The organism is Planococcus circulans (genome assembly GCF_020023385.1).
Lineage (GTDB): Bacteria > Bacillota > Bacilli > Bacillales_A > Planococcaceae > Planococcus.
Genome location: NZ_JAIQCL010000002.1, coordinates 427,388 through 442,258, shown reverse-complemented (window position 1 = coordinate 442,258; position 14,871 = coordinate 427,388). Strand labels below are relative to the sequence as shown.

Genomic DNA, 14,871 nt, shown 5'->3' with positions numbered 1-14,871 from the left:
ATTTTGTCTGATTATACTCGAATTATATTGAAAATCAGGAGGATACAGAATGACAATGACTACAACCAGATCGACCAATCATTCCCGCACGCTGCAATTGGTGCATATCGCTATGTTCTCTGCCTTGATGGCAATTGGCGCAAACATCGCTTCATTTTTGATCGTTGGAGGCGTACCAATTACGCTTCAGACATTCTTTGCAATTTTGGCAGGCCTATTACTCGGCAGCCGTATAGGAGCCGTTTCCATGATTGTCTATGCATTTATCGGCCTTGCCGGGGTTCCGGTCTTCGCAAAATTTTCAGGCGGCATGGATACCCTGATCAGTCCGACATTCGGATTTATTCTTTCTTATGTATTCGTTGCTTATATTGTCGGATTGATTGTGGAGAAATGGCCTTCCAAAAAAGGGTTTATCGTTGCAGCGCTCGCCGGAACAGCTATCAATTACTTGTTTGGCACGAATTGGATGTATGCAGCCTATAAGCTGTGGTTCGCTGCACCAGAAGGCTTCACCTATCAGATGGCTTGGGCCTGGATGGCTGTGCCTCTCCCTAAAGATCTCCTATTGGCAGTACTTGCCGGTTTGTTCGGTTACCGATTGCGGCCGATCATCCAAAAATATCTATAAAAAAACCGGATGCCTCAGGGGCATCCGGTTTTTTGATCCATTTATTTAGATGGGGCAGATTTCCACTGGTCTTCCAACCATTTTTCGAAATCCTCGCCTTTATCGCCTTTATACGTGTCGTAGATATCCACGCGCATTTTTTGGAGCTTCACTTTGAAGTCCTCATAGCTGTGGTCGGCAGGCAAACTTTTCTTGATGCGCACAAGCACCTTGGTAGTGTCTTTGATCAAGTCAAATTTCTTCCGTTCCGGCATGTGGACGTTTTCGCCAAAATCTTTTAATTTTGCATAAGCAGCTTCCTGCACTTGATAGACAGGGTCATGGTTCATGCGATGGGTCAAAAGGTCGATTGTTGGATCGCTTTTCCAGTTGCCAAGCTCCTCAACCGCAGCCAAACGCTCTTTCCAGTTTGCTGTCCGGTTCGCCGCTTTTTTCAATTCGTCATAATTCGGTGGTAAATTAGGGGTGTTTTTGTTCGGTTGTTTCAAAAATTTCATTCTCCTTTTTTCATTTCCCTTTTCGGGAAATGGCGTAATGCTCTCCGTTGACGGAACAAGTTCTTCCCAGTATACCATCAACTGAGCCAAAAAGAAAAAAGTCGACTATTCTGCATCAGACCAATATTGTTGAAGCATCATCAGTTTTAGCACATACAACTTCTTCAAATTAAACAGGACACCAGCGGATGTCTTCATCCGCTGGTGTCCTGTTTTTCATTTATAAGTTTTTGATGGCCCCGATCAAACGCTCGACTTCTTCTTCTGAACTATAAGGGGCAAGGCCGGCCCGCACCCAGCCTCCGCTGTCGTTGACCCCCAAGACCTCACCAAGCGTAGAAGCATAGAAATGGCCGGCGGCGACAAAGATGCTGTGGTCTTCTGCTAATCTCCTGCAGATTTCCCCAGGCTCCTTGCCGCTGACCTGGAAAGCGACTGTCGGTGTTTTTTGCACGTCGTTGGCGGCTTGCGTAACCGTCACACCTTCGATTGCAGCTAACCCTTCCCGAAGCCGGTCAGCCAGGCTATTTTCATAGATTTCAATTCGCTCCATACCGCTTATAATCTGTTCTCTTCGGCTTTCACCTTCACCGAATTGGGCAAAAAATTCGATGGCTGGGCGGATGCCCGCTATGCCTTCATGGTTTTGCGTACCAGTTTCCAGCTTATCCGGATAATAGCTGGGAGAAGTGGTCAGCTTATAAGGCTCGAGATTCTTAAAGACCGCTTCTTTGATTGCCGCTATTCCGATATGCGGTCCGAAGAATTTATAGGCAGAGCACAATAAAATATCAATTTGCTGCTGATCCCGGTCAATCGGCAGATGAGGCGCAGCATGGACAGCATCCGCTACCAGAAGGGCGCCGACTTTTTTCGCCCGTTCGGCGAAAGGCTGGAGGTCGACGACTGTACCGATGGCGTTGGAAGCCATTCCCACCGCGACGATTTTTGTCTTGTCATTGATCAACTTATCCAGATCTTTCAAATCCAATGTTTTTGTATCGGGTTCGACCTTGACCCAGCGGACCGTCAATCCACGATCTTTTGCCATCATGATCCAGGGATCGACGTTGGCGCGGTGGTCCATTTCAGTGACAACGATTTCGTCACCCGCTTTGAAGTTTTTGCCGAGTGCATTCGCTATCGCAATCGTCAAAGTAGTCATGTTCGCACCGAATGCCACCTCATTTGCCTGGACATTCAGAAAGTCAGCCACAGCCAATCTTGCTTCCGAAATGATTTCTTCAGTTTCCCAGCTGGACGGGAAAGTCCCGTGAAGATTGGCGCCTCCTCTTTCCATATAAGCGGTGATCGCCTGGATTGCCGAATTGACGACCTGTGAACCGCCTGGCCCATCAAAATAGGCAACAGGTCTGTCTTTATACGTTCTGGCCAAAGCCGGGAATTGCGCCCGGACTTCAGTAATGGGAAACGTTGTTTTAGTGGATTTCATTGGATGCAGCTCCTTTTCATTTAAGGTACTGTTACCGTATTCAATTTTCCGTTGAAATCTCCTTTATTTTTCAGCGTTTTTCAGAATACGATCCCTTGAAGGTGAAATACGATTCATACCGTACGAAATACATGCCGTTATGGATGAAATACAGTCCATACAAGCAGAAATACAATCCGTTGCACACCGAAGATGACTCTACACTTTTTGGCCAATAAAAAAACGCCGCAATTTGCGGCGCTTGATTTTATTCCATTAAACAGCTTTCTCGCATACGAGGATTTCACGCAGGAACAGCCCTTTTTTTGCGATGCAGCGGTCTGTAACTACAAACCCGGCTTCTTCGACCATATGATCCATCGCCTCGATGGTGACGACCAGCAGCTTTTCCGTGAAAGGATACGCGTCTTTCAGTATCGCCAACTGATCGGCAGGGGTCGCATGCGTGTACAAATTATACGGCATATCGATAATGGCCACATCGTAGCTTTCTTCGACTTCCGCAATCGGACCGAGATTGACATCCCCGGTCAAGCCGAAATGGGCGATGTTCTCCCGGGATCCTTCGACGACCAATGGGTTGATGTCGCGTCCGACAATATCAATGCCCATCGACAAGGCCTCCACCAAAACCGTACCGATGCCGCAGCATGGGTCGATGGCTTTGACGCCTTCCGGTTCCGGAACCGCAATGTTCGCTACAGCTCGGGCCACACGCGTGCTGAGTGCTGTTGAATATTCCCGCGGCTTTTTCATATGTTGAAACCAGACTGGTTCACTTTGGAGATAACGTCCGAAATACCAACGGCCTTCAAAAGGAATCAACCCGAACGTCACATCGGGATGATGAACATCCGCCTCGCCGGTAATTGCCGAGCCGATCTGCCGTTCCACATCCCTTTTTCCCGAGAAGTCCACCTGATCCTGCTCGGCCAGGCCATTGATCTTCAAAAAGATCACTTTGAATGTCGCTTCGCCCATATCTACTCCAGCAGATTGTTCAATGATTTCCTGCAAGGTCTTCCCTTCAAAAAACAATTCGATCCGCTCTTTGATGAACGGACTTCGGCTCGGCTCAACGGCTACCCCGCTCTTAACTATTTTTTCATCGGTATCTTTTCCGAAAAAAGACCGCATTTCCAATTGGCATAATGCTTTTTCATCATTCGTATAGGCGTACGTATAAATATAGTCGCCTGTTGCAGTTAATTGATTCAATTCATCCCGTCCTTATCTGCCCTTTTGTTCAGGACAATATCTCATAAGTATAGCAGAATCCATTGAAAGTTAGTCGACTTGAAGGTCATAATTCGCTTCGATGACTTTAATGAGCCTCGTAATCATTTCATTGTATGGAGTACTGAGGCCGTGATTTCTGCCAAGCTTTGCCACAGCTCCATTGATGGCATCAATTTCTGTTTTTCGCTTATGTAAAACATCCATCAGCATGGAAGATTTATTGGCACCGATATCTTCTCGGCCCATCTGTATACATTTTGCGATAACTTCTTCCTCATCCACAGAGATGCCTTCCGCCTTCGCTATTTGAACCGCTTCACTGACAACATTCCGCACTAATGCCAGTCCTTCATCGGTATTCAGGATGTCCCCATTTCTCAATCGTGACAGGGCGGTCAGTGAATTATAGGCAACATTGACGAATAGTTTATTCCAGATGACGGTTTGGACATCTTCCGCCAACTCGGTTTCCAGTCCCGAGCGATTCAGCATTTCGGTGAATTCCAGCAGTTTTTTCTGTGCATCGGCGTCCACAGCCTGGCCGATGTAATTTTTCCCCCAGCCGCGGTGAAGAATCCGCCCATCACGTTCCACACTTGCACCACAGCCCATCGTCCCAGCAACCGCCGGATTATCCGGAAAGAGTTCTTTTATCACTTCCAGATTTCCAAGCCCATTCTGCATGGTGATGATTAAAGTCTGTGAAGAAAAAGAATCCTTCATCGGTTCCAGTACGGCTCTCGTGGCATGGGCTTTCACCAGTACCAGGACCACATCATAACCATCTGTTTTTGAAATTCCCTGCACAATAGTCAAGGGAACTGTCGTCTCTTTGTTGTCACGCTCGACTATCGTCAATCCGCTGTGATTGATTTTTTCCACATGCGGGTTATTTCTATTATAGAGAAGCACTTCATCGTGCTGAGCTTTTAGGCGTCCGCCAAACAAACTGCCCATTGCCCCTGCACCGACCACCAATATTTTCATAAAACCCCTCTTTTCAAGCAGCTTCACCTGCTGCTGGCTAGCCTGAATATACCATAAAGAGAAACTTCAACCTGACTTTTTCGTTCAATGGATCCAGCTTCCGACCGTATACACAGCATAAAAAACGGCGGCCTCTACAAGGAGGCCACCGATTTTCACCACTTATTTTCTTCCGACTTTGCGTATATCTGCAACTACAAGAGATCCTACCAGCAGAAGACCGAGATAACCGACAACCGGATAAAACCAGTTGACGAGTGCGGTGAACCCAAGAAAGCTCAAGAGGAATGCGATTGCCCCCGAAACGATGACGAAAACGCGGAAACGGTTTGTCCCCATCTTCATGAAACGGGCTGAAAATGACAGGAGTAAACTGACTGCCGTATTGTAAATCATCGCAAAAATAACGATGGCCATAATGATTCCGAGTACCGGAGAAATGTTATCGGCAAGAGCCAGCATTGGAAGGTCCGAACTACCGACTACATCGACTTTTGCAAAAATCGCAAAATAGCTCAAGAGAATGAGCAGACCAAAACTAAGTCCACCAATCAACCCGCCGCGGGCTGCAACTTTTTCATCTTTCTCTGCTCCGCCCATAACGAGTGACATCGATGCACCAAGCGCGATGGCCAACGACACATAATTGATGGCCGACAACAGCCAATGAGGCGTCGAAGACAATTGTTCTCTGGCGACCGGCTCCAATTCTGCAAAACTTGAATTCATCGTCAACAAACTGTAGATCGTGATTCCTACTACTAATAAGACCAAAAACGGCGTTATACTGCTGATGATGGTAATGACTTTTTTAACATTCAACATGATGGTAAAAATGACGAGGATAACCATAAGAGTGCGGCCAAAAGCTGGAGCCAGGCCAAATTGCTGGGAGAAAATCGACCCTGCCCCAGCAATCATGACGACCAGAATTCCAAACAAAGTCAAAATCAACGTGTAATCGATTATTTTCCCAAGGACTTTGCCGCTGATGGCATACACTGCATCTTCATGTGAAATGGTCTGCATCCGGCTGCCCAGACGCATTAATACCATTCCCAAATAACCGAACAACGCCGTCGCCAACAGGACAGCTCCAAATCCCCAATAACCAAAGCTGGTGAAGTACTGGAGAATCTCCTGTCCGGAAGCAAAGCCTGCCCCTACTACTATTCCGATAAATGCACTTGCTAATTTCAAACTTCGCTTCATCATCTCTTCCTTCCGTCGTTTTTTGCTCCTTTTTATAAAAAATAAAATAAGGCACTGATTATTTATGTGACTAGATCATTTTTTTATTCCCCTTGCCACAGACCCTAAACATTAATCGCGGGAAAAACTTCATAGTTCTTGCTTTTAAAGGCTTTTTGGATTATCCTACCTTATTAGCAAACACATTTAGAGAGGTCGGAATCGTATGGAGCAATTCGATCAATCCCTCGAAGTATTCATGGACAATGTCGGCTGGCTGGCCCCATTCCTTTTTGTTTTATTGCATTTATTGCGTCCGCTATTGTTCTTGCCGGTTATTGCAGTGTGCATTGCCGGAGGATTCCTTTTTGGTTTCTTTGAAGGAGCTGTGCTGTCGTTTATCGGGTTGACTTTAATGAGCTGGGTATCTTATCTGCTGGTCAATAAATTCCCGAAATTCAGGGATAAGATGTCCCGGCTGAAAGATAAGATTTTTCCTGATCGCACCTTATCGGTTGCCCAAGTAATGATCCTTCGCATCATGCCTTTTGTCCATTTCCATCTATTGTCCCTATATTTGATGGAAATGACCAAGTCACTGAAAGAATATATGGCCATATCTGCACTGGGCCTGATTGCCCCGGCCATCCTATATACCGCTTTTGGCCAGGCCATCTCGGAATTCCCCTGGTATACAACCGTCAGTATGTTCCTGCTGCTTGCGGCCATCTTCAGCTTTATCGAAAAATGGCAAAATTCCAGAACCCAATCCAATTGACCCAGGAAAACTTCAACCAGCTGAGCATTATAGAAATCTTGGGAAGCGTTAAGCACAACTTTGTTGTGCTTCAGACTGTAGACAAAGCCTGACCAAAATGTATAGCGGTGCATAATCCCCAACCGGTCCAGCCACTTCGCTTTCCGTGGGCTCAGCTTCAGCCTCCTCGTCACTACGTTCCTGCGGGGTCTTCAGCTTTCGCTGTCCCACAGGAGTCTTCGTGGCCAGCCCGCTTGGGGGCATGTTGCTTCAATCAAAGAGTGAAGCTTGCTAGTCAATATCAGGAAATGTAGTCTCTACAAACCTGGTAAACCCTTCACTCAAGGATCCGGAGCGCAAGGCGGCGACTCCTGCGGGGACAGCGAAGTGCCGAAATCCACTCGGGCGCCAGTCCGAGTTAGTTCGGCGCGAGCCCGTGGAAAGCGTCCGCCTGAAGCGCAGGATCCGGTATAAACAGGATGAAATATGTTTTCATTCTTTAGAAGACATCAATATTCTTTTGTCTACAAGCTCAAGCACAACTTTGTTGTGCTTTTTTCTTGCCTAAAACTCATAATTTATTAATGATAGGGTATAGCAGACATGAGACCCAAGCTGTTTACTGAAAAGGAGAATGATTATGCCCGTTTTCAACCGCAATGGAATTGAATTATTTTATCAAGACACCGGAAAAGGCCATCCATTGTTGCTGCTGCACGGTTTGACAAGCAACTCTGCGATGTTTTACCGAGAAATCAAATTTTTTAAAAACCAGCGACGTGTTATCGCCTTGGATTCACGCGGCCATGGTAATTCAAGCCGCCTTGAACAGTACACATTGCAGGATCATATAGAAGACGCCATCGCCCTTCTTTCCCATTTGGCACTGGACTCCGTCGATATTCTTGGCGTGTCAATGGGCAGCTATATTGCGCAAGGGATTGCCACACAAAATCCGGAGCGGGTCAATAAGCTTATTTTGGTTGCCACAAAATCCTTTGGGGAACAATCTTCAATGGCCGAGCTATTTGCCCGCTATCCTGAAAAGTTCGATGGCTTAAATATGCTTGACAAATTCAGCGCTTCCTCAAGTTATATTTACTATAACCAAAAAAAGATCGATGAATGGCTCAGTAAAACAGCCCAAAACAGCCGCCAACTAACGATGCAGGAACAAATTACTGCTTCTGATGCGTTGAAGGAATTCGATTTTCGCCAGCAGCTTTTCAACATTACTGCTGAAACCTTGGTCATCAGCGGCAAATTCGACGGGTTGAATCCTCCTGAAAAAGGGCGTGAAACAGCAGTCTCCATCCCAGATGCCACCTTTATGGAATTCAAACGCTCTGGTCATGCACCCAATGTTGAACAAGCTGATTTGTTTCTAGGGATTGCAGAAAATTTTCTGGAGTAATCTCCCTACTCTTCCCACTAAAAAAGGAGCGATTGTCTACAGGAGATCCTGATAAGCTCCGATTGCTCAAAAGCTTCCCTTGGGAAGCTTTTTTATTGCGCGTAATGACTCGGACAGTTGGAAGACTTGTCTGCGGTTTAAAATTGAAGGAACGGGTAAAGGTTAATTAGCATTCATCATATGCAGGAGGGAAAAACATGGCGAAGGAACTGGCAATGCATGAAAAGCTTGAAGTCCATGAAGTGCTTACTTTCAAAACAGCCTGTGTGGCCAAAAACAAAGTGTTCAGCGGATTGGCAAAAGACCCGGAGCTGAAAGCGATTCTGGAAGAAGACCTTGAACTGTCGAAAAAGGCCATCAGGGATTTACGCAAATTACTGGCGGATTCACAAAAGTAGACTGCAGGCATTCGATTTGAAAGGAAGGATCTTATGGCAAAGAAAGCCGACACAAAAATAAAAAAATCAACTGCTAAAAAAAGCGATGCCAAGAAAAAAATCAAAGAAGACAATTTAGCGATTCCCGGGTCGCTGCTTGATGATATGGCCATCGCTACAGATTTCCTGGTTACTTCAAAAGCAGCTGTGCGAAATCTGGCTGTGGCCATCACCGAAACCGCGACTCCGGAAGTGAAGAATTTATTGCGCCGGGAGCTGGATCTCGCGATCGATACGCATGATAAAATTGCACAGTATATGATCAAAAACGACATGTACCATGCCTATAATATCGAGGAACAAGTCGAACATGACCTTAAAAAGGCGGATGTCGCGCTGGAACTGATCAAAAATAAGAATTTTGTTTAATGGTTAGAACCGCTCCGAGCGTCCTACAAATAACCCCGTCCGGCAACTATGCCGGACGGGGTTATTTGTTCGTCATTATTGAGCTGTATAGCCACCGTCGAGAACGACGGCTTGTCCGGTTATGCCCGATGCCTTATCACTGGCCAGGAACATCGTATAATCCGAAACTTCTTTGACGGCCAACAGCCTTTTTTGAGGAATCAATGGATACAGGACTTCCTCAAAGACTTTTTCAATCGGGACATTGCGTGTCTTCGCCAAATCGTCCATCTGATTCCGGACCAGCGGCGTATCCACATAGCCCGGGCACATAGCATTAACGGTGATTCCGTGTTCCGCGCCTTCAAGCGCTGCCACTTTAGTCAAGCCGATGACGCCGTGTTTGGCGCTATTATAGGCAGCTTTCCCTGCAAATCCGACAAGCCCATTGATGGACGCCATATTGATGATGCGTCCTGACCCTTGTTTTTTCATGATTGGAAACGCATGCTTCGTAGCAATGAACGGGGCAATCAACATGATCCGGATCAGCAACTCGTATTTTTCAGTAGGGAATTCTTCCAGCGGCGCAATGTGCTGCATTCCCGCGTTATTAATCAGCACATCAAGCGATCCATAATGGGCAACCGTCTCATGAATGGTTTTTTTGATATCTTCTTCATCCGTCACATCACATTTAATGCCGATGCAGTCCAGCCCTTTTGACTTTAAGCTTTCTGCCGCTTTCTTTACCGCTTGTTCATCGATGTCCGACAACACAATTTTCGCACCGGCTTCCGCAAAATCAGCGCTGATTTCATAACCGATTCCGCTGGCGGCACCTGTTATTAATACGACTTTATTCTCTACCAAAACTATCCCTCCCAAGCTAGAGTTAAATTCCAAGTCCAAGTGTAAACAGCACAATAGCGATAGCCAATCCCAGCAATGGCACAATGACCGTAACCGCGCCGACAGCTCCGTAAGCGGCTTTATGTGTCTCACCACAGATCCCTTGAATTGTCGTTACGACATAACCGTTATGCGGCAATGAATCAAGAGCTCCGGATGAAATCGCAATTGTCCGGTGCAGAGCTTCTGTATTGACACCCATATCGATATAGTGAGGAGCAAGCAGCGGCAAGGCGATAACCTGTCCGCCCGAAGCAGAACCGGTTAATCCTGCAATAACACTGACCGCTATGGCTCCACCGATCAATGGACTTCCTGGGATATTGGTCATGGCATCGACGGCTGTTTGAAAAGCCGGTACCGCTTTAGCCACTCCGCCGAACCCAACTACAGCAGCGGTATTGCCAATTGCAATTAATGCCCCAATTGTCCCTTCAGACAGGGCCTTGCCCAAGTTCAGGAAATATTTGCGATTCAATAAATAGGTTGTAATGACGCCCCCAAGTAAGGCAATTATCAAAGCGGATGTCATTAAGGAATCATGGAAAATATAAGAAATTGCCAGAACCACAAGCAATGGAATCAAGCCCATCAATGGATTTGGCAGATTTCGATCTTCCACGATCGGATCCGTCTTGCGCGCTTCAAAACGCTCTCCCTTATTGACTGCTTTTTGGATCATCCGCTTTAACCACCAATAGCCGAATACGGCCATAAAGACAGCTACTAGAATACTGACTTCCCATCCTGCATACGGTGTCGTATTCAAGTATTCAATTGGAATCCAGTTTTGGATTTCCGGGGATCCGGCGGAGGTCATCGTAAATGTCACCGAACCCAATGCCAAAGCGGCAGGAATAAAGCGGCGCGGCAGATCTGCCTGCTTGAAAAGGCTGAGCGCCATCGGGAAGACCGAGAACGCCACAACGAACAAGCTGACACCGCCATAAGTCAAAACAGCACACGCAATAACAATCGCCAAAACCGCTTTTGATAAGCCGAACTTGCCGACGAGCCACCTCGACACGCTGTCAGCAGCCCCACTATCTTCCATTACTTTGCCAAATATTGCCCCAAGCAGAAACATTGGAAACCACGAAGTGATAAATCCAGAAAAACTGGTCATATAATTTGTTAATAAATTCGCTTCTCCTTCGCCTACGAGTTGTGGAAATAAAGGCAACCCGCTGAAAATTGCTACAAACAATGCGGACAAAGGCCCTGCAATCAGTAAATTCATGCCTCTCATCGTTAAAACGATAAGCAAAACAAGTCCCCCAACCATCCCAAACATACTTAACATTTAAAATCCTCCTTTTATTCCCCTTTTTGTAACCGCTTACTTTAATCTCCCGAAAAGTATTGAATTATCTAAATACGTAACCCCTTTGTTGCTTTCATTAGTGTACAACTCCAAAAAGGATAGGTAAAATGAATAATAACTATAAGTTCTATAACAATTAGTTATAGGAAAGGAGGGCGTCATGGATATCCGTCAATTAACGTACTTTGTAGAAGTGGCCAAGCATCAAAGCTTTACAAAAGCTGCACTTGCTCTTCATGTGACACAGCCGACTCTGAGTAAAATGGTCAAGAATCTCGAGGAGGAAATGGAGGTGATCTTGTTTGACCGCTCCGCCCGGCAAATCAGCTTGACCGATGCTGGTGAAGTGGTCTATGCACAGGCACAGAAAATCATCCACAGCCTTGATGATTTGTCTGCCTCTCTTTATGATGTCATGAACTTGAAAAAGGGGAAAATAAATATTGGACTTCCTCCAGTCATCAGTACTTTGTTCTTTCCGACAATCATAGCTGAATTTCAGCATGCCTATCCAGACGTTACGATTATGCTTGCAGAGGATGGCGCCAAAACAGTGGAAAGAAAAGTATTTGAAGGCGAAGTCGATTTAGGCTTTGTCATGCTTCCAGTCGATAAGGAGAAATTCGATGTTGTACCATTTGTCGATCAGGAGATCAAACTGCTGGTCCACGAGTCACATCCCCTGGCTCACCATGATCTGATGGATCTCATTCAGTTTAAAGATGACCCTTTCCTGCTGCTCAGCAAAGAATTTACCTTAAACAGCCGGACAGTTGAATTCTGTATCAGCGAAGGGTTTACCCCAAAAATCGCCTATGAAAGTTCGCAATGGGATTTCATTGTCGGTATGGTGGAAAAAAACTTGGGTGTCACACTCATGCCGAAACTGATTTGTGACCGCGTCAAGGATGGCCCCTTCAAAATGATTTCGCTGACCCACACATTCCCTTGGCGACTTGGCATCATCATGGCGAAAAACCGTTATGTCCCGTATGTTTCACGTGAATTCATTACTCTAGTGAAGAGTTTGCCGCAAGTTTGACACACAAAAGGAGCCTCCTCACGGAAGCTCCTTTTGTTAGTAGCTATAGAAAAACAATAATCGCCAACACAGCTGCCAGCACCAGTCGGTAAATGGCAAATGGCATCAGTTTGATGCGTGAAATCAGCTTCAGGAAGAAGCGGATGGAAATCAAAGCGAAAATAAAAGCGGATATGAAGCCGACAATGTAAAATGATAAATAATCCATCGACAACGTATCCCAGTTTTTCATTACCGATACGAGACTTGCCCCGAACATGATGGGAACTGCCATGATAAAAGTGAAGTCAGCCGCAACCCGGTGATTCAATCCGAACAGCACGCCGCCTGAAATCGTAGCTCCTGAACGGGAAAATCCCGGCCACAATGACAGACATTGCACAAGGCCAATCTTCAATGCCTGGAAATAGGTAATTTCATCCAACGAGTTGACCGTCGGCTTTTTCGGGCCGAACTTGTCTGCAACGATCATCAGAATCGCTCCGGCAACCAATGCATAAATGACCGTTTCTACTCCGAACAAATGGTCATCGATCAAATCCTTGAAGGCAAATCCGAAAATCACTGCCGGCAGCATGCCGATGATGACATGCAACAAGTTGAAACTTGCGTTTGCCTGCTGCCCTTCAATCTTATACAAACCCACTAAACTGAACAGGCGTTTCCAAAATACCACAACAACCGCCAATATGGATCCTAGTTGAATGACGATTTTAAACGTATTTGCTGGATATTTCCCTAAAAACTCCTGAGACTTCAGCCACATATCATCGACGATGATTAAATGGCCGGTAGAAGAAACCGGAGCGAATTCTGTCATGCCTTCCACAAACCCTAAAATTAATGCCTTAAGCAAATCAAACCAATCCATGTCTGTTGTTCCTGCTTTCTTTAATAAAATAAGTCCTCGACCTACTAGAACGCTGCACCCCCTCAAAAGGTTGCAGCGTTCCCCACAGTTATTTCTGAAGCTCGAATCGTCATCTGCCCGCCTTTATTTTTACTGCTGACTCGATCGTTTCTTCTCCCCGAACCACTTCCAAAATCTGTCCAGCAGTTTTAGGATAGTTGAGCAGCACCGCTAAGGTACGGGCAACATCTTCACGTGAAATCGTGTCATACATCAAGGTGTAACCTAAATTCACTTTCCCGGTTCCTTCTTGATCCGTTAAAGTTCCCGGCCTCAAAATCGTCCAGTCCAAAGCGGATTTCACTAAATCGACTTCAGACTGCCGTTTAATCTTCATATAATGCTCGAAACTGGCAGGCATGTCTTTGCCGCGTCCAGCGTCCGGAAAGGCGGATACCAATAGAAATCGCCGAACATCTGCCAACTCGGCAGCCTTGGCGATCTTCACCAAGCCATGCCCGTCGATGGCTGTCGTCAATTCCTCACCTGCCCCGCCTGCACCTGCTGTAAAAACCACGGCGTCACAGTCTTTTAGAAGACGGGCAAATTCTTCCGTCTCCGTTTCGATCAAATCTGCTGTAACGGTTCGGATCCCCTGCGCTTCCAATTGTTCAGCCTGTTCTGCTTTGCGGATGAAACCAATAGGCTTGTCTCCTCTTTCAGCAAGGATCCTCCCCAATTTACTTCCCACTTTCCCGTTCGCTCCGATAATCGCCACTTTCATCAAACGCACATCCTTTCAGTCGATTGGTGTTCCTGGCAAATCCATCTTGTGCCGCTTCCACATCACTATAGCCTATACATTGGCATCTTAAACACATGACGCACCACTGCAACTCAGTGCACAGAAAATAAAAATAACCCGTTGCATTCTCATGCAACGGGTTAAGTGGATTCTATTGTTTAGTAAGCCGTCCATCCAGCATCAGCTGTGATGACTGTTCCGTTGACAAAGCTTGAATCATCAGTAGCCAAGAACAAGGCCACTTTTGCGATTTCTTCTGACTTGCCATTGCGCGGGTTCAAGGCCATTCCAGCCTGTATGCGTCCCATTCCCATTTCGCTGATGGACGTCATTGTGGAGCTGATGTTGGTTTCTACGCCGCCTGGTGCGATGGCGTTGCAGCGGATCCCTTCTTTTGCGTACATGAAACCGGTATTTTTCGTAAAGCCGACAACAGCATGCTTTGAAGCTGTGTACGTAGCTCCTGCACGCGCACCATATAATCCGCCTGCTGAAGCGATATTGATGATGATGCCTTTGTTTTTCTCAAGGAAGATCGGCAATGCTTTACGTGTTGCGCGCATGACACTCATGGTGTTGATGGAAAAAATCCGTTCCCATTTTGCATCTTCAATTTCTCCAGCCGGCTCGAAATTATCCATGATGCCTGCATTGTTGACAAGAATGTCCAAAGTTCCATATTCACTCACTGCCAAGTCAATCATCGCTTCAATCTCTTGAAGTTCTCCCACATTGGTTTTCACCGATATTGCCGTACCGCCATTTTCTACGATGCCAGCAACTACTGTTTTTGCGCCTTCTTCATTGATATCGGAAACGATAACTTGTGCGCCTTCTTTAGCGTAAAGTTCCGCAATGGCTTTCCCCATTCCGGATGCTGCTCCTGTTACGATAGCTACTTTTCCTTCGAGTTTCATTTTGCAGGTCTCCTTTTCCGTCCGTTATTTTGTCATGCAAGAGAACGCTTTCATCTATACACTCCCA

At 46.2% G+C, this 14,871-nt stretch carries 16 protein-coding genes; 6 read left to right on the top strand and 10 right to left on the bottom strand.

Features of this window, described 5'->3' with window-relative positions:
* Positions 1–49 precede the first annotated feature (49 nt).
* Entirely contained in the window at positions 50–631 is a 582-nt protein-coding gene (locus K8U60_RS06295; RefSeq protein ID WP_223635914.1) for a biotin transporter BioY, read from the top strand.
* 41 nt (positions 632–672) lie between these two features.
* Here the strand turns inward: K8U60_RS06295 and K8U60_RS06290 are convergent, their stop codons facing one another.
* From K8U60_RS06290 to K8U60_RS06270, 5 genes are all read right to left on the bottom strand, one after another.
* Entirely contained in the window at positions 673–1,119 is a 447-nt protein-coding gene (locus K8U60_RS06290) for a HEAT repeat domain-containing protein (RefSeq protein WP_223635912.1), read from the bottom strand.
* Positions 1,120–1,348: 229 nt separating this feature from the next.
* Entirely contained in the window at positions 1,349–2,581 is a 1,233-nt protein-coding gene (locus tag K8U60_RS06285) for a cysteine desulfurase-like protein (protein WP_223635909.1), read from the bottom strand.
* A gap of 255 nt (positions 2,582–2,836) precedes the next feature.
* Complete coding sequence (locus K8U60_RS06280; protein ID WP_223635906.1) at positions 2,837–3,799, bottom strand: TRM11 family SAM-dependent methyltransferase; 963 nt, start codon at positions 3,797–3,799, stop codon at positions 2,837–2,839.
* Positions 3,800–3,868: 69 nt separating this feature from the next.
* Entirely contained in the window at positions 3,869–4,807 is a 939-nt protein-coding gene (locus tag K8U60_RS06275; protein ID WP_223635903.1) for a ketopantoate reductase family protein, read from the bottom strand.
* Between the two features lie 162 nt (positions 4,808–4,969).
* A complete protein-coding gene (locus K8U60_RS06270; protein WP_223636041.1) occupies positions 4,970–6,019 on the bottom strand; it encodes a YkvI family membrane protein in 1,050 nt (349 codons plus the stop codon).
* A 205-nt stretch (positions 6,020–6,224) separates the two neighbouring features.
* Between K8U60_RS06270 and K8U60_RS06265 the strand changes: the two genes are divergently transcribed.
* The 4 genes from K8U60_RS06265 to K8U60_RS06250 all read left to right on the top strand — a co-directional run bounded on the left by K8U60_RS06265 (position 6,225) and on the right by K8U60_RS06250 (position 8,975).
* Positions 6,225–6,776 (top strand): TVP38/TMEM64 family protein, encoded by a 552-nt coding sequence (locus K8U60_RS06265; protein ID WP_223635900.1) that lies wholly within the window; start codon positions 6,225–6,227, stop codon positions 6,774–6,776.
* A 619-nt stretch (positions 6,777–7,395) separates the two neighbouring features.
* Positions 7,396–8,169, top strand: coding sequence for an alpha/beta fold hydrolase (locus K8U60_RS06260; RefSeq protein WP_223635897.1), 774 nt, complete (start codon positions 7,396–7,398; stop codon positions 8,167–8,169).
* A gap of 197 nt (positions 8,170–8,366) precedes the next feature.
* Entirely contained in the window at positions 8,367–8,567 is a 201-nt protein-coding gene (locus K8U60_RS06255; RefSeq protein WP_223635895.1) for a DUF3231 family protein, read from the top strand.
* A 33-nt stretch (positions 8,568–8,600) separates the two neighbouring features.
* Positions 8,601–8,975 carry a spore coat protein gene (locus K8U60_RS06250; RefSeq protein WP_411730345.1) on the top strand — a complete coding sequence of 125 codons (375 nt, stop codon included), beginning with the start codon at positions 8,601–8,603 and terminating at the stop codon, positions 8,973–8,975.
* 75 nt (positions 8,976–9,050) lie between these two features.
* On the opposite strand, the gene K8U60_RS06245 is transcribed toward K8U60_RS06250, so the two are convergent.
* Together K8U60_RS06245 and K8U60_RS06240 are read right to left on the bottom strand one after the other, a co-directional pair.
* Entirely contained in the window at positions 9,051–9,827 is a 777-nt protein-coding gene (locus K8U60_RS06245) for a 3-hydroxybutyrate dehydrogenase (RefSeq protein ID WP_223635893.1), read from the bottom strand.
* A 22-nt stretch (positions 9,828–9,849) separates the two neighbouring features.
* Entirely contained in the window at positions 9,850–11,169 is a 1,320-nt protein-coding gene (locus K8U60_RS06240; RefSeq protein WP_223635889.1) for a GntP family permease, read from the bottom strand.
* Between the two features lie 181 nt (positions 11,170–11,350).
* Here K8U60_RS06240 and K8U60_RS06235 point away from each other — a divergent pair, with 181 nt between their 5' ends.
* Entirely contained in the window at positions 11,351–12,232 is an 882-nt protein-coding gene (locus K8U60_RS06235) for a LysR substrate-binding domain-containing protein (protein WP_223635886.1), read from the top strand.
* A 43-nt stretch (positions 12,233–12,275) separates the two neighbouring features.
* Here the strand turns inward: K8U60_RS06235 and K8U60_RS06230 are convergent, their stop codons facing one another.
* The 3 genes from K8U60_RS06230 to K8U60_RS06220 all read right to left on the bottom strand — a co-directional run bounded on the left by K8U60_RS06230 (position 12,276) and on the right by K8U60_RS06220 (position 14,804).
* Positions 12,276–13,103 carry an undecaprenyl-diphosphate phosphatase gene (locus tag K8U60_RS06230; protein ID WP_223635882.1) on the bottom strand — a complete coding sequence of 276 codons (828 nt, stop codon included), beginning with the start codon at positions 13,101–13,103 and terminating at the stop codon, positions 12,276–12,278.
* Between the two features lie 109 nt (positions 13,104–13,212).
* On the bottom strand, positions 13,213–13,866 hold the full coding sequence (locus K8U60_RS06225; RefSeq protein ID WP_223635879.1) for an SDR family oxidoreductase: 654 nt from the start codon (positions 13,864–13,866) through the stop codon (positions 13,213–13,215).
* Between the two features lie 179 nt (positions 13,867–14,045).
* Entirely contained in the window at positions 14,046–14,804 is a 759-nt protein-coding gene (locus K8U60_RS06220) for an SDR family oxidoreductase (RefSeq protein ID WP_223635876.1), read from the bottom strand.
* Positions 14,805–14,871: the final 67 nt, after the last annotated feature.